The organism is Marisediminicola sp. LYQ85 (assembly GCF_046600695.1).
GTDB lineage: Bacteria > Actinomycetota > Actinomycetes > Actinomycetales > Microbacteriaceae > Marisediminicola.
In genome coordinates, this window is the sequence record NZ_JBKIWO010000003.1 from 44,942 (window position 1) to 64,208 (window position 19,267).

20 protein-coding genes are annotated in these 19,267 nt (G+C 67.9%); 11 read left to right on the forward strand and 9 right to left on the reverse strand.

The window, feature by feature from the left end:
* Position 1: 1 nt before the first annotated feature.
* Together ispD and ACLHG5_RS12445 are read right to left on the reverse strand one after the other, a co-directional pair.
* A complete protein-coding gene (ispD, locus tag ACLHG5_RS12440) occupies positions 2 to 1,168 on the reverse strand; it encodes a 2-C-methyl-D-erythritol 4-phosphate cytidylyltransferase (RefSeq protein WP_411319033.1) in 1,167 nt (388 codons plus the stop codon).
* A 48-nt stretch (positions 1,169 to 1,216) separates the two neighbouring features.
* Entirely contained in the window at positions 1,217 to 1,699 is a 483-nt protein-coding gene (locus ACLHG5_RS12445; protein ID WP_411317425.1) for a CarD family transcriptional regulator, read from the reverse strand.
* A 100-nt stretch (positions 1,700 to 1,799) separates the two neighbouring features.
* On the opposite strand from ACLHG5_RS12445, the gene ACLHG5_RS12450 reads away from it, so the two are divergent.
* Positions 1,800 to 2,318, forward strand: coding sequence for a hypothetical protein (locus ACLHG5_RS12450; RefSeq protein ID WP_411319034.1), 519 nt, complete (start codon positions 1,800 to 1,802; stop codon positions 2,316 to 2,318).
* Between the two features lie 35 nt (positions 2,319 to 2,353).
* Here the strand turns inward: ACLHG5_RS12450 and ACLHG5_RS12455 are convergent, their stop codons facing one another.
* Together ACLHG5_RS12455 and ACLHG5_RS12460 are read right to left on the reverse strand one after the other, a co-directional pair.
* The gene (locus ACLHG5_RS12455; RefSeq protein ID WP_411317423.1) at positions 2,354 to 3,034 is read right to left on the reverse strand and encodes a response regulator; all 681 of its coding nucleotides are present in this window, start codon (positions 3,032 to 3,034) and stop codon (positions 2,354 to 2,356) included.
* Positions 3,031 to 4,185: a sensor histidine kinase gene (locus ACLHG5_RS12460; protein WP_411317422.1), complete on the reverse strand. Its 1,155-nt coding sequence runs from the start codon at positions 4,183 to 4,185 to the stop codon at positions 3,031 to 3,033. Before ACLHG5_RS12460 ends, ACLHG5_RS12455 begins: the two co-directional genes overlap by 4 nt.
* Positions 4,186 to 4,353: 168 nt before the next feature.
* Here ACLHG5_RS12460 and phoU point away from each other — a divergent pair, with 168 nt between their 5' ends.
* The gene (gene phoU, locus ACLHG5_RS12465; RefSeq protein ID WP_411319035.1) at positions 4,354 to 5,004 is read left to right on the forward strand and encodes a phosphate signaling complex protein PhoU; all 651 of its coding nucleotides are present in this window, start codon (positions 4,354 to 4,356) and stop codon (positions 5,002 to 5,004) included.
* Between the two features lie 87 nt (positions 5,005 to 5,091).
* Here phoU and ACLHG5_RS12470 read toward each other — a convergent pair whose 3' ends face one another.
* Positions 5,092 to 5,835: a phosphoglyceromutase gene (locus ACLHG5_RS12470; protein ID WP_411317420.1), complete on the reverse strand. Its 744-nt coding sequence runs from the start codon at positions 5,833 to 5,835 to the stop codon at positions 5,092 to 5,094.
* 123 nt (positions 5,836 to 5,958) lie between these two features.
* Here ACLHG5_RS12470 and ACLHG5_RS12475 point away from each other — a divergent pair, with 123 nt between their 5' ends.
* Positions 5,959 to 6,750, forward strand: a complete 792-nt coding sequence (locus ACLHG5_RS12475) for a class I SAM-dependent methyltransferase (RefSeq protein WP_411317419.1) — start codon at positions 5,959 to 5,961, stop codon at positions 6,748 to 6,750.
* 58 nt (positions 6,751 to 6,808) lie between these two features.
* On the opposite strand, the gene ACLHG5_RS12480 is transcribed toward ACLHG5_RS12475, so the two are convergent.
* The 4 genes from ACLHG5_RS12480 to ACLHG5_RS12495 all read right to left on the reverse strand — a co-directional run bounded on the left by ACLHG5_RS12480 (position 6,809) and on the right by ACLHG5_RS12495 (position 10,028).
* Positions 6,809 to 7,909 (reverse strand): FUSC family protein, encoded by a 1,101-nt coding sequence (locus ACLHG5_RS12480; RefSeq protein WP_411317418.1) that lies wholly within the window; start codon positions 7,907 to 7,909, stop codon positions 6,809 to 6,811.
* 2 nt (positions 7,910 to 7,911) lie between these two features.
* Complete coding sequence (locus tag ACLHG5_RS12485; protein WP_411319036.1) at positions 7,912 to 8,994, reverse strand: YgfZ/GcvT domain-containing protein; 1,083 nt, start codon at positions 8,992 to 8,994, stop codon at positions 7,912 to 7,914.
* On the reverse strand, positions 8,984 to 9,607 hold the full coding sequence (locus tag ACLHG5_RS12490; RefSeq protein ID WP_411319037.1) for an FABP family protein: 624 nt from the start codon (positions 9,605 to 9,607) through the stop codon (positions 8,984 to 8,986). Before ACLHG5_RS12490 ends, ACLHG5_RS12485 begins: the two co-directional genes overlap by 11 nt.
* Before the next feature lie 166 nt (positions 9,608 to 9,773).
* Positions 9,774 to 10,028, reverse strand: a complete 255-nt coding sequence (locus ACLHG5_RS12495) for a hypothetical protein (protein WP_411317415.1) — start codon at positions 10,026 to 10,028, stop codon at positions 9,774 to 9,776.
* 100 nt (positions 10,029 to 10,128) lie between these two features.
* Between ACLHG5_RS12495 and ACLHG5_RS12500 the strand changes: the two genes are divergently transcribed.
* The 8 genes from ACLHG5_RS12500 to pstB all read left to right on the forward strand — a co-directional run bounded on the left by ACLHG5_RS12500 (position 10,129) and on the right by pstB (position 19,149).
* Positions 10,129 to 10,818 carry a DNA-binding response regulator gene (locus ACLHG5_RS12500; protein WP_411317414.1) on the forward strand — a complete coding sequence of 230 codons (690 nt, stop codon included), beginning with the start codon at positions 10,129 to 10,131 and terminating at the stop codon, positions 10,816 to 10,818.
* Positions 10,799 to 11,749 (forward strand): mycothiol synthase, encoded by a 951-nt coding sequence (mshD, locus tag ACLHG5_RS12505; RefSeq protein WP_411319038.1) that lies wholly within the window; start codon positions 10,799 to 10,801, stop codon positions 11,747 to 11,749. The genes ACLHG5_RS12500 and mshD overlap by 20 nt, the downstream gene beginning before the upstream one ends.
* A 56-nt stretch (positions 11,750 to 11,805) precedes the next feature.
* Positions 11,806 to 13,986: an RNA degradosome polyphosphate kinase gene (locus ACLHG5_RS12510; RefSeq protein WP_411317412.1), complete on the forward strand. Its 2,181-nt coding sequence runs from the start codon at positions 11,806 to 11,808 to the stop codon at positions 13,984 to 13,986.
* Complete coding sequence (locus tag ACLHG5_RS12515; protein ID WP_411319039.1) at positions 13,986 to 14,927, forward strand: NUDIX hydrolase; 942 nt, start codon at positions 13,986 to 13,988, stop codon at positions 14,925 to 14,927. The genes ACLHG5_RS12510 and ACLHG5_RS12515 overlap by 1 nt, the downstream gene beginning before the upstream one ends.
* Before the next feature lie 152 nt (positions 14,928 to 15,079).
* A complete protein-coding gene (locus tag ACLHG5_RS12520; RefSeq protein WP_411317410.1) occupies positions 15,080 to 16,174 on the forward strand; it encodes a phosphate ABC transporter substrate-binding protein PstS in 1,095 nt (364 codons plus the stop codon).
* A 127-nt stretch (positions 16,175 to 16,301) separates the two neighbouring features.
* Positions 16,302 to 17,258, forward strand: a complete 957-nt coding sequence (gene pstC / locus ACLHG5_RS12525) for a phosphate ABC transporter permease subunit PstC (RefSeq protein WP_411317409.1) — start codon at positions 16,302 to 16,304, stop codon at positions 17,256 to 17,258.
* 8 nt (positions 17,259 to 17,266) lie between these two features.
* Entirely contained in the window at positions 17,267 to 18,361 is a 1,095-nt protein-coding gene (gene pstA, locus ACLHG5_RS12530) for a phosphate ABC transporter permease PstA (RefSeq protein ID WP_411317487.1), read from the forward strand.
* Positions 18,362 to 18,369: 8 nt separating this feature from the next.
* Entirely contained in the window at positions 18,370 to 19,149 is a 780-nt protein-coding gene (gene pstB, locus ACLHG5_RS12535; RefSeq protein ID WP_411317408.1) for a phosphate ABC transporter ATP-binding protein PstB, read from the forward strand.
* The last annotated feature ends 118 nt before the right edge of the window (positions 19,150 to 19,267 follow it).

Genomic DNA, 19,267 nt, shown 5'->3' on the forward strand with positions numbered 1-19,267 from the left:
CTTAACGACTGCGTTCGAGCAGCACCGTCGCGACGGCGGCGACGCCCTCGGCGCGACCGGTGAACCCGAGGCCGTCGGTCGTGGTGGCGGAGACGCTCACGGGTGCTCCCACGAGTGCGGAGAGCAGTGTCTGCATCTCGTCGCGGCGCGGCGCGAGCTTCGGGGCCCGGGCCACGACCTGCACGGCGACGTTCGCGATCGTGAAGCCCGCGTCGGTCACGAGCCGCACGGTCTCGCGGAGGAAGACGTCGCCGTGCGCCCCCGAGAATCGCGCGTCGGACGTGCCGAACCGCCCGCCGATATCGCCGAGGCCGGCCGCGGAGAGGAGCGCGTCGCACACCGCGTGGCTCACGGCGTCGCCGTCGCTGTGCCCCGCGAGCCCCCGCTCACCGGGCCAGAACAGTCCGCCGAGCCACAGCGGGCTCTCGTCGTCGTAGGCGTGCACGTCGATGCCGATGCCGGTGACGACGGATGGCGCGCGCTGCGGTCCCGCGTCGCGAGCAAGTTGCTGGGCGCGCCCGAGGTCCCACGGCGTCGTGATCTTGAAGGCGAGGGCGTCGCCCGCGACCGTCGTGACCCGGCCTCCCGCCGCCGCGAAGAGCGACGCGTCGTCGGTGTGCTCGACGGTCGCGCTCGCATAGGCCTTGGCGAGAGCGTCGCGGGGAAATCCCTGAGGTGTCTGCACCGCGACGAGGGAGGCGCGATCCGGTGTCTCGATGACGGCGCCGGTCGAATCGGTGCGCTTGATGGTGTCGGTCACCGGGAGCGCGGGGATGACTCCGCCTCCCGTATGGCGCACCGCCGCCGCGACGGCCTCGAACTGCGCCGTCGGGGTGAACGCTCGAGCGCAATCGTGCACGAGCACGATATCGACGTCATCGGGCAACGCGCCGAGCCCCGCGAGCACCGACGTCTGACGAGAGGCCCCGCCGACCACGACGCTGAGGTGCCCGTGCGCGGCGCCCGCGGCCTCCGCGCACGCCAATCTGGTCTCGTCGAGGTGCGTCGGTGGAGCGACGACGACGACACGCACCGGCTGCGTGAGCGCGAAGACGGCGTCGAGCGAGCGCGCGAGGATGCTGCGGCCCGCGAGGTCGACGAGAGCCTTGGGGCGACCCTCGCCCAAGCGAGTCCCGCTGCCCGCGGCCACGACGATGACACCGATCACGATTGTGCGCCGATCACGGCCACACGAGCCGATCGGGAGCTGGCTCCGCTAGGACGCCAGCACCTCGTCGAGGACCGTCGAGGCCTTCTCTTCGTCGGTCTTCTCGGCGAGCGCGAGCTCGGAGATGAGGATCTGCCGCGCCTTCGCGAGCATCCGCTTCTCTCCGGCCGAGAGGCCGCGGTCCTGATCGCGGCGCCACAGGTCGCGAACGACCTCCGAGACCTTGATGACATCGCCCGACGCGAGCTTCTCGAGGTTCGCCTTGTAGCGGCGCGACCAGTTGGTCGGCTCCTCGGTGAACGGTGCCCGCAAGACCTCGAAGACCTTGTCGAGGCCCTCGCGCCCGATGACATCGCGCACGCCGACCAGATCGACGTTGTCGGCTGGCACCTCGATCGTCAGGTCACCCTGAGTCACGTTGAGCTTGAGATACATCTTCTCTTCGCCCTTGATGGTGCGGATTTTGACTTCGGTGATAGTTGCGGCACCGTGGTGGGGATATACGACGGTTTCGCCGACCTCAAAAAGCATTGATGGAACTCCATTCTGCGGCGCTCAGTTTACCACAGCGTTTTCTCAGTAAGGGTGGCCTTACTCAGTCGTCGCCCATCGCGCAAAGTAAGGTGGACTCGTGAGAAGACGCGCGACATCCATCGTCCTGGCCGCTACCGCCGCCCTGGCCCTGAGCGGCTGCACCTTCACCGCCGTGCAGGCGACCCAGAAGGTCTACGACCCGAGCGACGGCGTGGGCGCGACCGTCGGCTCGGTGCGGGTGCTCAATACGATGCTCCTCACGGACGACGGTGAGACCGGCAACCTCGTCACGAGCTTCGTCAACACGGGCCAGCAGAACGTCGCGATGTCCGTGTCGTGGGAGGGTCCGAACGGCCGCGTCGACCGCAACGTCTACATCCCCGCCGGCACGGTCCGCGACCTCGGAACCGGGGGCAACCAGTTTCTCCTCCGCGGCATCGACGCCGAACTCGGCGGGCTCTTCCCGGTCTACTTCCAGTACGACGACAGTGCCGAAGAACTGCGGGTTCCCGTGCTCGACGGCGACCGCCCGGAATACGCCGACCTCGTGCCGACGACGGACGACGACACCGCCGACGACGACACGGAGACCGCGGAGACCACCGAGTCCGAGTGACCGGCCGCCCGTAGTCCGGGCGGCGCGCGTGCGGGCTACGCCTCGAAGCGGTATCCGAGCCCTCGCACCGTCACGAGCATGACGGGTTCGCTCGGCACCTTCTCGATCTTCGAGCGGATGCGCTTGATGTGCACGTCGAGCGTCTTGGTGTCACCGAAGTAGTCGGCCCCCCACACCCGGTCGATGAGCTGGCCGCGCGTAAGCACCCGACCGGCGTTGCGCAGCAGAAGCTCGAGGAGCTCGAACTCCTTGAGCGGCATCGCGATCTCTTTGCCGTCGACCGCGACGGTGTGGCGCTCGAGGTCCATGCGCACGTCGCCGGCCTCGAGTGTGCCGTCGGGCTCGTCGTCGAGATCGGTGCGGCGACGCAGCACCGCGCGGATGCGCGCGAGCAGCTCTCGCGTCGAGTACGGCTTCGTGACGTAATCGTCGGCTCCGAGTTCGAGCCCCACGACGATGTCGACCTCGCTGTCTTTCGCCGTGAGCATGATGATCGGCACCGTCGAGCGCGTGCGGATCTCGCGGCACACCTCGGTGCCCGAGACACCGGGCAGCATGAGGTCGAGGAGCACGAGGTCGGCCCCGTTGCGCTCGAACTCGTCGAGCGCCTTGCGACCGTCTTTCGCGATCGTCGTCTCGTAGCCCTCGCGCTCGAGAAGGAAAGCGAGGGGCTCGCTGAGCGAGGATTCGTCTTCGACGATGAGGATGCGGGTCATAGCGTTTCTCCTGATGCTGTCGCAGCGGGCCGCGCTGCTTCGGGGAGTCGGATCGTGAAGGTCGAGCCGCGACCGACCTGAGACCACACCCGCACGTCGCCACCGTGATTCTGCGCGACGTGCTTGACGATACTCAAGCCGAGCCCGGTGCCCCCGGTTCGGCGGGAGCGAGCGGGATCCGTGCGGAAGAAGCGCTCGAAGACGCGGTCGAGTTCGTCTTCGGGGATGCCGACGCCCTGGTCGGTCACGGCGATCTCGACGAGGCCGTCGACCGTGCGCACCCCCACGCCGATGCGGGAATTCTTCGGGGAGTACTGCACGGCGTTGACGATGAGATTGTGCAGCGCGGTCACGAGGAGGGTCTCGTCTCCGTAGACTTCCGCTCCCGTCGGTGTTCCTGTGCGCACCGTGATCTTGGCGTCGTCGGCCGCGACCCGCGACTGGTCGACCGCGTGGGCGACGACCGAGTCGATCGACACGACCTCGGGCGCCGTGAGCGGATCGGCGGACTGCAGCCTCGAGAGCTCGATGATCTCCTGCGTGATGCGCGCGAGCCTGTTGGCCTCTTTCGTGAGGCGCTTGGCGAACCTCTTGACCTGGTCTGGCTCTTTCGCCGCAGCCTGGAGGGCCTCGGCGAGAAGTCCGACGGCGCCGATCGGGGTCTTGAGTTCGTGGCTGATGTTCGCGATGAAGTCGCGACGCACGGCGTCGAGCCTGTGCGACTCCGTGCGGTCTTCGGCGAGGAGGATGACGTGGCGGGCGCCGAGTCGCGCCACGCGCACCGAGAGCACGATCGTCGTCTCTCCCGACGGACCGCGCGACAGCTCGATCTCGTCGCTGATCGACTCGCCCGAGCGACGCACGCGATCGACGATGTCGAGCAGCTCGGGGTGCACGATCGACTGGTTCCACACGAGCCCGTAGGTCAGTGCCCCCGTCGACGCCTTGACGACGATGTTCGACGGGTCGATGACGACCGCGGCCGACTCGAGAGTGTCGATGACGGCATCCACCCCGTCGGGCACCGCCGAGTTGATGACCCGGTGCGCGCGTTCGCCTCGGAGGGCCGCGAAGTGCAGCAGGGTCACGATGCCCGCCCCGACGACCAACCCGAAGATCAGCGACGCAGGCACCAACCAAACGGGGTCCATGCATCCAGATTAGTTACTCGCCGACGGCTCGCCGTCAGCGGGGGACCCTCGCACCCGGGTACTTTGGAATCTGTTCAGCCATCCACCACCGGTTGTTAACCTGGTGCGACGAAGCTGAATGGACCTGTGTGGGAACATCCACGCTGCAGTGAAAGGGATGTCACGACCATGCGCGAAGTCTTCCAGCAGGAATTGCGAGAGGTTCAGGACCGTCTCGTCGAGATGGCCGAATTCGTCGAGAATGCCATCGAGAACGCCACGCGGGCGTTCAACGAGTCGGATGTCTCGCTCGCCGAGCTCGTCATCGCCGACGACCGTAAGATCGACAGCGCCGCTCTCGCGCTCGACGAGCTCGCGATCAACATCCTCGCCCGCCAGCAGCCGGTCGCGCGCGACCTGCGCATCGTCGTGAGCGCCCTGCGCATCAGCGCCTCGCTCGAGCGCATGGGCGACCTGTCGGAGCACATCGCCCAGCTCGCCCGCTACCGCTTTCCCGAGAAGGTCGTTCCGTCGAGCCTGCGCGAGACGTTCCACGAGCTCGGCGTTCTCGACGTCGCCATCGCCAAGAAGCTCACCCAGCTCCTCCGCACCGAAGACCTCAAGCTCGCCGAAGAGATCCGCAACGACGACGACCGCATCGACGAGCTGCACGTCGGCGTCTTCGACGCCGTGCTCGGCGAGACCTGGAAGGGTGCCGCCGTCGACACCGTCGATTCGACCCTCGCGAGCCGCTACCACGAGCGTTTCGCGGATCACGCCGTGACCATCGCGAAGAACATCCAGTACCTCGCGACCGGTGAATTCAGCGCGACCGCGTAGCACCACCCACGAACACACGAAAGCGCTGCGAGCTCAGGCCCGCAGCGCTTTCGTGTTGCCTGCCCCGGATACGTCCGGGGCGCAGCCCTACTTCTTGCCCTGGGCCGCGACGGCCGCCGCACCCGCCGCGGCGGCTTCGGGGTCGAGGTAGCGCGCGGGCCTCGTCGGCGCGAACGAGTCGTCGAGCTCGTAGACGAGCGGGATGCCGGTCGGGATGTTGAGCTCGGCGATGTCGCCGTCGGAGATGCCGTCGAGATGCTTGACGAGCGCGCGCAGCGAGTTGCCGTGCGCCGTCACGAGAACGGTCTTGTCGTCGGCGAGGTCGGGGATGATGTCGGACTCCCAATACGGCAGCATGCGCTCGATCACGAGGGCGAGAGACTCGGTGCGCGGAACACCGTCACCGAGGTCGGCGTATCGCGGGTCGTGCACTTGCGAGTACTCGTCGTCGGCGTCGAGCTCGGGCGGCGGCACGTCGAACGACCGGCGCCAGGTCTGGAACTGCTCGGCTCCGTATTCGGCGAGCGTCTGCGCCTTGTCTTTGCCCTGCAGGGCACCGTAGTGACGCTCGTTGAGGCGCCACGAACGCCGCACGTCGATCCAGTCACGGTCGGCGACCTCGAGCGCGATGTTGGCGGTCTGGATGGCCCGCTTGAGACGCGAGGTGTGCTGCACGTCGGGGAGGATTCCCGACGAGAGCAGGAGCTCGCCCGCGCGCTTGCCTTCTGCTCGCCCCTGGTCGGTGAGGGGCACATCCACCCACCCCGTGAAGAGGTTCTTCTGGTTCCACAGGGAGTTGCCGTGACGCAAGAGAATGAGGGTATGGGTCATGCTCCCAGCCTATCGAGAGGCGTCGCGCCCGCAGGAATCGGATGCCTCGCCCGTCGAGGCCGACGAGCCCGGCAAGCCCGCCGCGAGCGCCGCGGGCAGCGCTGAGTCACGAGAGAATCGACTATGCCTATCGGTTCCGTTACACGCGGCACGACGGGGACCAACAGGCTCAGGCGCGTCGACCGCTGGATCGAAGCGAGCGCCGTCGTGCGGGCGATCGAGAGGCCCCTCGTGGTCGACCTCGGTTTCGGCGCGTCGGCTACGACGACACTCGAACTGCATCGACGGCTCGCCCGCTCGCATCCGCTCGTGAGGGTCGTCGGAGTCGAGATCGATCCGGCGCGCGTCGAGGTCGCGAAGCGGTCGGAGCGCCCCGGGGTCACCTTCAGGGTCGGAGGTTTCGAGGTCGCGCTGCCGGGAGGCGAGAGACCCGACGTGATCCGCGCGTTCAATGTCTTGAGGCAGTACGACGAAGCCGACGTGCTCCCCCAGTGGCGGCGGATGTCGGCGAGGCTCGCCCCCGCCGGCATCGTCGTCGAGGGCACGTGCGACGAGATCGGCCGCGTCTCGAGCTGGGTCGCGATCGGCGCGGAGGGCCCGCGCACCCTCACGGTGAGTCTGCGCGTGAGCGGACTCGAGACGCCCTCGATCGTGGCGGAACGACTGCCGAAAGCCCTCATCCACCGCAACGTCGCGGGCGAACGCATCCACGCCCTCCTCGAGGATCTCGACCGCGCGTGGTCGGTCGCAGCGAACCTCTCGCCGTGGGGTCCCACCCAGCGTTGGATCGCGACCGTGGATGCCCTCGAGTCGGCGGGATGGCCCGTGCGCGACGCCCGGTCGCGCTCGCGCCTCGGCGAAGTGACCGTCGATTGGCACGCGGTCGCCCCGGCGGGATTCCGCTGGGCACCCTGACCGCGCGACGTGGTGGACGCTGCCGACTCGTCGGGCTGCCGAGTCTCGCGCCCGATCGTCAGACGTCGGGGAGACACTCCCGCGCTTCGGCCGAACTGAGGCCGCTCGCGACGAGCACATCGACGACGAGGGGGCGCAAGAGCAAGACGATGACCGCCTCGGTCATCTCCGAATCGGGGAGCTCGCTTCCGGGAGACAACCGCTCGCCCACGGCCGTGAGCACGACGCGAGACGCCTCGGGGTCGGACTCGAGCAAACGGATGCCCTCGCGAACCTCGTTCATGAGCTCGGCCAGTTGCGGCCGGGGCGCCCCGTCGCGCACGAGAAAGTCGACGCGGCGAGTGATGATCCGCAAGTGACGCGTCGCGAGGTCGAGACCGGCGAGCTGGCGGGAGTGCCGCGAGAGTTCGGGGAGGTGGCGCCGCAGGAACGGCGAGATCGTGGCGATGCCGATCGCCGACTCGAGCGACTCCGACCAGGCGTCGACGAGTTCCTGCGTGCGGCGCAACCGTGTGAGGGCGAGGTCTGCCGCAGGCTCGTCGCCGCGCTCGAGCGCCGTCACGACCGTCTGCAGCGACTCGTCGATCGTCGCGAACAAGCGCCGGCTGTCGCGCTGGGCCGCGCGCCGGGGGTCGCGCGGGATGAGCGCCGTCACGAGTAGGGCGAGCACTCCCCCGACGAGGCCGTCGACGCTGCGGACGAAGACCCCGCCGTCGGGAGCGGGGAGCACGACGACGAGCATCGACTGCACCGCGGCGGCGATCGCGAACGAGGCGCTCGGCGAGAAGAAGCGGGCGACGAGCAGAGTCGTGGCCAAGACGAGGGCGAGCTGCCAGATTCCCGAGCCGGTGAGCACGACGATCGCCTCGCTCAGGGTGATGCCCACGAGGATGCCCACGATCGTCTCGAGCACGCGCCGGGGCCGAGCGTCTCGCGTGAACCCGAGGGCGGTGATCGTGACGGTCACCGCGACGATCGGCAGCTCGTGGCCGAGCAGGAACCGCGCGACGGCATACGCCGCGGTGGCCGCGACCGTGATCTGGAGCACGGCGGGGATCGACGCCGTGAGCCTGCGGGCCCTCTGGGTCAGTTCGATCCGACGGCGGATCGACCTTTCGAACCGGCGCATCGCCGACGGGTCGGGTGCGGGTGTCGACACGGTCAGCGCCGCACGGCACCCAGGCGGGGCAAGCGCGCCACGTCGGCGACAGCGCCGGCATCGGTCGGCACGATGGTCTCCTGAGCCGCGGCGACCTCGGTTCCCTTCGAGAGCACCCGGAGCGCCGCCGAGGCGTCGGTCGTGCGCTTGATGACGGCGAGCCCGATCGGCCCGAGTTCGAAGTGCTGTGCCGCCGCGGTCACGTGACCGACCACGACGTCGCCGAGGAGAACGTCGTCGCCCGCGATCGGGAGCACGTCGTCGGACCCGTCGAGGTGCAGCATGACGAGTCGGCGCGGGGGGTGACCGAGGTTGTGGACTTTGGCCACCGTCTCCTGCCCCCGGTAGCAACCCTTGTTGAGGTGCACGGCCGTGCGCAGCCAATCGAGTTCGTGCGGGATCGACTTCTCGTCGACCTCGGTGTCGCGCGCGGGCCGCCACGCGGCGATGCGCAGCGCCTCGTAGGCGAGGAGGCCCGCGAGGGGATACCCCGCGGCGATCTCGGCGAGCCGTTCACGCTCGACGATCTGCTCCGTCCACTGCCAGTCGAGGGCCGGATGCTCGGCTTCCGCGGCGTACTGGTAGCCGCCGGGCGACACGGCAGACCACGGGTCACGCCAGTCGAGTGGCACGCCGTGCGGCGTCGCGGCCGTCGCGATCCCCGCACGCGAGCCGATCGCGGCGAAGTCGGCCGAGCGATCGGCGACCTCGACCCGGAGCATGAACCTCATCCGGTCGAGCCAGGCGACGAGACCGGGGGCCGACGCCGCGTCGACGAGCATCCACAGCGTGTCACCGTCGTCGATGAGACCGGCCGCGTATTCGAGGCGACCGTTCTGGTCGAGCACGAGGGTTTCGCTCGATTCCCCGGGGGCGAGCCGCGCGACGGACTGGCTCGTGATCGAGTCGATCCACGTGAGTCGGTCGGGCCCCGACACGGTCACGATCGCGCGGTGGGAGAGGTCGACGATCGCGTCGCCCGCGGCGAGCGCGCGCTGCTCGCGGAACGGGTCGCCGTAGTGCGCGGCGACCCCGAGGTCGCCCGCTTCGACCGCTCCCGGCCGCGCGAGGAACTCACTCGACACGAGCGAGCCTCCCCGACGCGTGCGTGCGCAACTCGAGGCCGAGGGCGGCGATGTCCCACGCCCAGAGCAGGTGGTTCTCGACGAGACCGTAGAGCCGCGTGGATGCCGCGTGGTTCTTGGAGTTCGCCGACCGCAACACGGCGTCGGTCGACAGGTCGATCCGCGCTCCCTTGACCTGGCCGACGTAGAGCTCGCTCACCCCGCCCGGGTGCACGAGGGAGACCTCGATGTCGAAACCTCCCGCGGCGTTGCGCAGGGTTTCGACGGAGTCGGTCGTCGCGAACGGCCGCGCCCCGACACCCGGAAGGAGGCCGGGACCGGGGTCGCCGTCGGTCGCGGGGCGGCTCAGCCGCCAGTATCCGGTCTCCGTCGCGAGGGGCATCGACTCGGTAGCCGAATCACTGCCCGCGGCAGGGTCGATGAGCCACGTGTACGAGGTGTAGTTGAGGTGGGGCAGCCCGTCGTGGCTGAAGCTCACGCGGTGGCCGAACTCGTAGTTGCGCGTCTCGTCGTCGCCGACGTCGTAGCCGACGACGCCCGTTCCTTCCCACACTCCGATGAGCCAGGAGAGAGGCACGAGCTCCGAGGGGAGCCCGGAGTCGAGCTCGATCATGAGTGCGTTCCGAACGGTGATGTCACCGGGTCAGCTCTGGCCCTTGTAGAGGTTGTAGACCACGAGAACGGAGATGTAACCGATCGCGAGAGTCGCCAGCACGAGAAGGCCGACGAAGAAGAGTTCGATCGCGAGCAGCATGTCCATAATCCTATCCTCCCCCTCTTCAGATGAGCGTCAAGACGACGGTCGCGATGGCGAGCAGAACGATCGAGCCGCCCACGGTCGCCATGATGCGGGTGACGAGGCCCTCCTTCTGCACGAGGGCGATCTGCAGGCAGAAAGTCAGGATGATCGCGGCCGCGAGGAGGATCGTCACGAAGTCGATCTGCGCCGCCGGCTCGACGAGAACGCCGATGAGCACCGCCCCCACGACGACGACGGTCCACACCGGGAGGGCGGACTTCACGAGCAGAGACATGATCCGATTCTGCCTCACCTCGCTGAGCGCGTCGTGCCGCACGGCGCGGACGGCGGCGACGCTCCTTATAGACTTCAGTCCTGGCTCATCAGGAGGACGCGTGGCTCAGCTGCTGATTCTGACCCCCGCGGTCAACAGCGAGGTGCTTCCGGCACTCAGCCTGCTCAGTCACAAGACTCGGCAGATCCCCGCCGAGCCCGCTCAACTCATCAACGCGCCGAGCTGCGACCTCTTGCTCGTCGACGCGCGATACGACCTCGCGAGCGCCAAGTCGCTGTGCAAGATCCTCAAGACGACGGGCATCAACGTGCCTCTCATGCTCATCCTCACCGAGGGCGGGCTCACGGCGGTCAACGCCGAATGGGGGATCGACGACGTCATCCTCGAGACCGCGGGGCCCGCCGAAGTGGATGCGCGCATCCGGCTCGTCGTCGCTCGTCAGACGAACGACCCCAACTCGGGAAAGATCCAGGCCTCGGGTGTCGTCATCGACGAGGCGAGCTACTCGGCCAAGGTGCACGGTCGCCCGCTCGACCTCACGTTCAAAGAGTTCGAGCTCCTGCGGTTTCTCGCGACGCACCCCTCTCGCGTGTTCACGCGCGAACAGCTCTTGAGCGAGGTGTGGGGCTACGACTACTTCGGCGGCACGCGCACGGTCGACGTGCACGTGCGTCGGCTCCGGGCGAAGCTCGGCGACCTCGAGTCGCTCATCGGAACCGTGCGCAACGTCGGTTACCGCTTCAACCTGCACGAAGACGACTCGGAGCTCCGTGGCCAATCCACCCGCTGAGTCGCTCGACGTCCGGAGCCCCTTCGAGATCCTCGATCCTCGGGATGCCGACGACGTGCGGTCGGTTCTCGCCCTCGCGGCGCGGGCGGCGGATGTCGACGGCCAACCGCCGTTCTCCGACCAGACCCTCATCGATGCGCGCTCGGGCGCGCGCACCCTCGTCGCGGAGAGGTCGGTCGAGACGGGGGAGATCGCCTCGGTCGCGGCGGTCTCGATCGCCGCGGCCTCGCCCGCTTCTTCGCCCGGCGACGCCGCACCCGCCGAAGCGGAGGCCGTCGTCGACCCCGACGAGCGGCGCCGGGGGCACGGCGCGAGGCTCCTCGACGAGGTTCTGCGAGTCACCGATCACGACGCGCTCCTCTGGGCCCACGGCGATCACCCCGGGGCCCGCGCCCTCGCCCGGTCGCGCGGACTCGCTGTGACTCGTGAGCTCCTCCAGCTGAGACTCGACCCCGTCGAGCAGAACGGCACGGCCGCAGACGTGCGCCCCTTCCGGGTCGGCGTCGACGACTCCGAGTGGCTCGCCGTCAACGCCGCCGCCTTCGCGTCGCACCCCGAGCAAGGCAAGCTCACGCAAGCCGACCTCGACGCGAGGATCGCCGAGCCGTGGTTCGATGCCGACGACTTCCTCGTGGCGCGCGACGACGGCGGCGCGATGATCGGCTTCTGCTGGCTCAAGACCGTCGACGGGATCGGCGAGTTCTACGCCGTCGGCGTCGCTCCCGAGGCCCAGGGCAGCGGACTCGGTCGCCGACTCGTCGAGAGCGGGCTCGCGAGACTCGTCGCCCGCGGCATCCGCACCTCGAGCCTCTACGTCGACGGAGACAACGTCGCCGCCGTCTCGCTCTACCGCTCGGTCGGTTTCGTCGATCACACGATCGACGTGCAGTACGCGCCGACCCCGACGCCCCCGCTCCACGCCGCGGGTTAAGGCTCCGTTCACCGATCGCGACGATGCGCACCGACCCCTGGTGGCATCATGGGGTCATGGATAGCGAGACCTATGTCGGCGATGCCGTCGGAGCCGACCTGATCGACGACGATTACGACGACGAGTCGACGTGGTCGGATGACGGCAGCCTCCCAGCCGATCGCTACCTCGACCGCGAGCTCAGCTGGCTCGCGTTCAACACGCGCGTGCTCGAGCTCGCCGAAGACCCCGCGCTCCCGCTGCTCGAGCGCGCGAACTTCCTCGCGATCTTCGCGAGCAACCTCGACGAGTTCTTCATGGTGCGCGTCGCCGGACTCAAGCGCCGCATCGTCACGGGCCTCGCGGTGCCGACGAACGTGGGCCGCGCACCGAGCGACGTGCTCGCGCACATCGCGCGCACGGCGCACGACCTGCAGTCGCGTCACGCGGCCGCCTTCACCGACCTCGTGAAGCCGGCGCTCTCCGAGGCAGACATCCACATCGAGTCGTGGAACGACCTCGACGCGGCTGACCGGGTGCGACTCGAAGAGATCTTCTCGACTCAGATCTTCCCCGTGCTCATGCCTCTCGCGGTCGACCCCGCGCACCCGTTCCCCTACATCTCGGGTCTCTCACTCAACCTCGCCGTGCGCATCCGTCACCCCAAGAGCGGCAACACCGAGTTCGCCAGACTCAAGGTTCCGTCGATGCTCCCCCGATTCGTGCCCCTCCCCGACGACGGATCGGGATCGATGCGGTTCATCCCGCTCGAAGACCTCATCTCGAACCACCTCGGTCACCTCTTCCCCGGCATGGAGGTGCTCGACCACCACGAGTTCCGGGTCACGCGCAACGAAGACGTCGTGCTCGAAGAAGACGAGTCCGAGAACCTCATCCAGACTCTCGAGCGCGAACTGCTGCGTCGACGGTTCGGTCCGCCCATCCGCCTCGAGATCACCGACGACATGGATCCCGTGACCCTCGACCTCCTCGTGCGCGAGCTCGGCATCACCGAGCAGGAGGTATACCGCCTCCCCGCTCCCCTCGACCTCGGCGGTCTGTTCGACATCACCAAGATCGACCGCCCGCACCTCAAGTACCGCAAGCACGTGCCCACGACCGCGGCGCAGCTCATGCCCACCGAGCCCAACGCGAAACCCGACATCTTCGGGTCGATCGCCCGGCAAGACGTGCTCCTGCACCACCCGTACGAGTCGTTCGCCACGAGTGTGCAGGCCTTCCTCGAGCAAGCCGCGGCCGACCCCAACGTGCTCGCGATCAAGCAGACCCTCTACCGCACGAGCGGTGACTCCCCCATCGTCGAGGCGCTCATCGACGCGGCCGAATCGGGCAAGCAAGTGCTCGCGCTCGTGGAGATCAAGGCGCGCTTCGACGAGCAAGCGAACATCACGTGGGCGCGCAAGCTCGAGAAGGCCGGCGTGCACGTGGTCTACGGCCTCGTCGGGCTCAAGACGCACTGCAAGCTCGCGCTCGTCGTGCGACAGGAAGCCGACGGTCGACTGCGGCACTACAGCCACATCGGCACGGGAAACTACAACCCCAAGACGTCGCGCATCTATGAGGACCTCGGTCTCCTGACCGCCGACGACACTGTCGGCAAAGACCTCACGCGGCTCTTCAACGAGCTCTCGGGTTACGCCATCGAGCGCAAATTCAAGAGACTCCTCGTCGCCCCCCTCCACTTGCGCAAGGGGCTCATCAAGCACATCAACACCGAGACCGCCAACGCCAAGCGCGGTCTTCCGTCGGGTATCCGGATCAAACTCAACTCGATCGTCGACGAGGCGATCATCGACGCCCTCTACCGCGCGAGCGCCGCGGGGGTTCCCGTCGAGCTCGTCGTGCGCGGCATCTGTGTGCTGCGCCCTGGCGTCGAGGGGTTGAGCGAGAACATCACCGTGCGCTCGGTGCTCGGTCGCTACCTCGAGCACTCGCGCGTCTTCTCGTTCGTCAACAATGACGACCCCCAGGTCTACATCGGCAGCGCCGACATGATGCACCGCAACCTGGACCGCCGCATCGAGGCTCTCGTGAGGCTCACGAGCAGCGAGCACATCAGGCAGATCCACAACCTCTTCGAGCTCGCCACCGCCCCCGACACCGCGTGCTGGACGCTCTCGGGTGACGGAACCTGGACGCCGCACACCGCCGGCCCCGACGACAAGCCCCTCCGTGACATGCAGAACGTCATGATGAGACGCATCGCTCAGCGCAAACGCGGCGGGGTTCTGCGGTAATGCCGCCGACGATGTCGACGGTCGTCGCCGCCGGAACGGTGTGCTGGCGCGAGCGCAACGGCACCGTGCTCGTTCTCGTGATCCGACGCGACGAGCACGAGGATGTCTCCTTTCCGAAAGGCAAGGTTGAAGCGCGCGAGACTCTGCCCGAGACCGCCGTGCGCGAGACGCGCGAAGAGACCGGGCTCGCGGTGACCCTCGGTGCCTCGCTCGGGTCGATCGAGTACCCCCTCCCCGGCGGGCGGGGAAAAGTCGTTCACTTCTGGGCGGCCGAGGTGACGGATGCGGCGCGCAAAGCCTCGGACTTCACTCCGAACACCGAGGTCGCCTCGATCGAGTGGCTCCCCCTCGCCGCCGCACGGAGCACCCTCACCTACGACCACGATCGCGGCGTGCTCGACGAGCTCGCCGCACGCATCGAGCGCAACACCGCCCGCACCTTCGCGATCATGGCGCTCCGCCACGGCAAAGCCGTGCCCGCGAGCACCTGGCGAGGCCCCGACGCCTCCCGCCCGCTCGAACCGCTCGGCCACGACCAGGCCGCGAGCATCGCGAGAGCGGTCGCGAGCTTCGGGCCCCGCAAACTCGTGAGCAGCACGGCGGCGCGCTGCCTCGCGACGATCGAGCCCGTCTCGACCCTCACGGGGCTCGAGGTCAAAGCGACCGCGGCCATCAGCCAAGACGCCCACGAGGATGGCGACGCGAACGTCGAGCGCGTCATCGACAAGAGGCTCGCACGCGCCGTGTCGGCCGTCCTGTGCAGCCACGGGCCGGTTCTGCCGGACATCCTCGACCGGGTGGGCGCCGCGACAGGCGCGATCGGACGTCGCGCTCTCCGTCACGCCTCCATGCTCGACACGGGCGACGTCGCCGTCGTGCACGTGTCGACGTCGCAGCCGCACTCGATCGTGTCGGTCGAGACATACTCACCCGCGCTCTGAGCGCGCGGAGACCCCCGGAGGATCGTCGACCATTCGACGTCTGTTCACCGTCCGTTCACCGAAGCGGACGAGCCTGGACACGCGGGGTGACTACCGTCGGATCTCGGGTCAGCACCGGCCCGCACCCAGCAATCACCCCCGAAGGGAACACTGTGAAGTTCAATCGTCTTGGCCGCGCGGCCGTCATCGCCGCCGCGGGCGCGATTCTCCTCTCCTCTTGCGCTGCGAACGAGGGCGGCACGACCGACTCCGACTCGGGCAGCGAATCCAGCCTCACCGGCACGCTCGTCGGCGCCGGCGCATCATCGCAGCAGGCCGCACAGCAGGCCTGGACCGCCGGCTTCCAGGAAGCCAACAGCGACGTGACCGTCGAGTACGACCCCTCGGGTTCGGGCGCAGGCCGCGACACGTTCATCGCCGGCGGAAGCTCGTTCGCGGGCTCCGACGCCGCGTTCGACGACGAGGCCCTCGAAGCCGACGAGTTCGGTTCGTGCGTCCCCGGAACGGGAATCATCGAGATCCCCGCCTACATCTCGCCGATCGCCGTCATCTTCAACCTCGACGGCATCGAGACCCTCAACATGGACTCCGCGACCATCGCGGGGATCTTCACCGACGAGATCACGACCTGGAACGACCCGGCCATCGCCGAGCTGAACGAGGGCGTCGACCTTCCCGACACCGCCATCACCGCGGTGCACCGCGCGGACGAGTCGGGAACCACCGAGAACTTCGCCGAGTACCTCAGCGCGACCGCACCCGACGTGTGGGACGCCGAGGTCAGCGGTGACTGGCCCTACGGTGGCGAAGCCGCCAACCAGACCTCGGGTGTCGTCGACACCGTGACGAACGGAACCGGAACCATCGGTTACGCCGACGCCTCTCAGGCCGGCGACCTCGGAACCGTCGCCGTGCAGGTGGGCGACGAGTTCGTCGAGTACTCCGCCGAGGCCGCTGCCGCCATCGTCGACGCCTCGCCGTTCGTCGAGGGTCGCGAGGACGGCGACCTCGCCATCGAGCTCGACCGCGAGTCGACCGAGGCGGGCGTCTACCCGATCGTTCTCATCAGCTACCTCATCGCGTGCAACGAGTACGAAGATGCCGAAGCCGCTGAGCTCGTTCAGGCGTACCTCAGCTACATCATCAGCGACGAGGGCCAGCAGGTCGGAGCGGATGCCGCCGGTATCGCACCGATCTCGGAGAACCTCTTCGAGCTCGCCACCACCGCAGTAGACAACATCCAGTAACACGCACCACCCCGGGTCCGCTCGGCAGAGCGCGGATGACCATCCGCCTCCGCCGAGCGGGCCCAGCCCCGTGCGGGGCAACCCCCCAGTCCTCCTCCGAGACCCCGACACGAGGGACACAGACGACATGAGTTCTCCAGCCAGCGCGACAGCTCCGGCGCGAGTGAAGCCCAAGCAGCGACCGGGCGACCGGGTATTCGCTGGAAGCGCCCTCACCGCCGGCTCGCTCATCCTCGCGATCCTCGCCGCCGTTGCCGCGTTCCTCCTGCTGCAGAGCACCGAGGTCTTCACGACCCCCAACGAGGACATCCAGATCCTCGGCGGGCAATCGTTCTGGTCCTACGTCGGCCCCCTCGTCTTCGGAACCCTCTGGGCCTCGGCCCTCGCGCTCCTCATGGCTGTCCCCATCGCCATCGGCATCGCGCTCTTCATCTCGCACTACGCTCCGCGGCGCCTCGCCCAGGGCCTCGGCTACATCATCGACCTGCTCGCCGCCGTGCCGTCGATCGTCTTCGGCCTCTGGGGCGCGACCGTGCTCGCCCCCGCGGTGCAGCCCTTCTACTCGTGGCTCGTCGAGAACTTCGGGTGGTTCCCGCTCTTCACCGGGCCCGTCTCGGGCACCGGCCGCACCATCCTCACCGCGGGCGTCGTTCTCGCGGTCATGATCCTTCCGATCATCACGGCCCTCTCGCGCGAAGTGTTCCTGCAGACACCGGTCCTCCACGAAGAGGCGGCTCTCGCTCTCGGCGCCACCCGCTGGGAGATGATCCGGATGACGGTGCTCCCGTTCGGCCGCCCCGGCGTCATCTCGGCCGCCATGCTCGGCCTCGGTCGCGCCCTCGGAGAGACGATCGCCGTCGCCGTCGTGCTCTCCGCGGCCGGCACGGTGACCTTCGCCCTGCTGACCTCGCAGAACCCCGGAACGATCGCCGCCAACATCGCCCTGAGCTTCGCCGAGGCCTACGGGGTCAACGTCAACGTGCTCATCGCGACCGGTCTCGTGCTCTTCGCGATCACCCTCATCGTCAACTCGCTCGCTCGATACATCGTCAGCCGTCGTAGCGCTTTCTCAGGAGCAAACTAATGACCCAGATGCCGACGATGATCCGGCCCGACTCCGCAGACAAGCCCATCACCAACACCTACGCCTCGGGACGCCTCGGGCGCTGGACCCCGCTCTTCCTGCTCGGGGGCGCTGCGGCCGTGTCGATCGGCGTGTTCTCGCTCATGCAGGTCGCGGGCACGACCGAGGAGTTCAACATCTCGGGAGCCGTGCTCCTGACCCTCGTGGTCTACGCCATCGCCGTCTACGTCGCCTCGAGGCTCATCGAGGGTGCTCGCCGCGCCGTCGACCGGCTCGTGACGACGCTCGTCGCGACGGCATTCATCATCGCCCTCCTGCCGCTCATCTCGGTCATGTTCACCGTGCTGACGAGAGGGTCGGCACGGTTCGACGTCCAGTTCTTCAGCGAGTCGATGCGCAACGTCGTCGGCGAGGGCGGCGGAGGACTGCACGCGATCGTCGGAACCCTCCTCATGACCGGAGCGGCGACCCTCATCTCCGTGCCGATCGGTCTGCTCGCGGCCATCTACCTCGTCGAGTACGGCCGCGGACACCTCGCTCGCGCGATCACCTTCTTCGTCGACGTCATGACCGGCATCCCCTCGATCGTCGCGGGGCTCTTCGCCTACGCGGTGTTCGCGATCATCTTCGGGCCCGGCATCAAGCTCGGCATCGCGGGAGCCGTTGCGCTCTCCGTGCTCATGATCCCGGTCGTCGTGCGCTCGTCGGAGGAGATGCTGCGGCTCGTTCCCAACGAGCTGCGCGAGGCCGCGTTCGCTCTCGGGGTGCCGAGGTGGCTGACCATTCTCAAGGTCGTCCTGCCGACATCCATCGCGGGAATCACGACGGGTGTCATGCTCGCCATCGCGCGAGTGATCGGTGAGACCGCCCCGCTGCTCGTCGCCGCGGGCTTCACCAACAACATGAACTACGACCTCACCGACGGCCGCATGCAGAGCCTCCCCGTGTTCGTCTACTCGTCGTACGTGAGCCAGGGCATCGACGCCCAATCGGCCCTCGACCGTGCCTGGGCGGGAGCGCTGACACTCATCGTCATCGTCATGCTGCTCAACCTTCTCGCCCGAATCATCGCCCGCATCTTCGCGCCCAAGCTGGGCCGGTAAGGATACAGATGTCAAAACGCATCGAAGTCAACAATCTCGACGTCTACTACAGCAAGTTCAAGGCCGTCGAAGGTGTGAGCCTCTCGATCGAACCCCGCACCGTCACGGCCTTCATCGGGCCGAGCGGGTGTGGCAAGTCGACCTTCATCCGCACGCTCAACCGCATGCACGAGGTCATCCCCGGGGCCTACGTCGACGGTGAAGTGCTCATCGACGGCAACAACCTCTACGGCGCCGGCGTGGACCCCGTGCTCGTGCGCCGCCAGGTCGGCATGGTCTTCCAGCGTCCGAACCCGTTCCCGACGATGTCGATCCGCGACAACGTGCTCGCGGGCGTCAAGCTCAACAACCGCCGCATCTCGAAGTCCGACGCCGACGACCTCGTCGAGAAGTCGCTTCGCGGAGCGAACCTGTGGAACGAGGTCAAGGACCGCCTCGCCCTGCCGGGATCGGGCATCTCGGGTGGACAGCAGCAGCGACTGTGTATCGCTCGTGCGATCGCGGTCTCCCCCGAGGTCATCCTCATGGACGAGCCGTGCTCGGCCCTCGACCCCATCTCGACCCTCGCGATCGAGGACCTCATCGAGGAGCTCAAGAAGGAGTACACGATCGTGATCGTGACTCACAACATGCAGCAGGCGAGCCGAGTGTCAGACCGCACCGCGTTCTTCAACATCGCGGGCACCGGCAAGCCGGGCAAGCTCATCGAGTACGACGACACCACGACGATCTTCTCGAACCCGAGCGTTCAGGCGACCGAGGACTACGTCTCAGGCAAGTTCGGTTGATCACCTGATCACCTGATCAGCGCGTCGCGCACGACGAAGGGCCCCGGACGATCCGTCCGGGGCCCTTCGTTCGATCTCACTGCGGCACTCTCCCGACTAGCAAGCTCGCGCCGTCAGA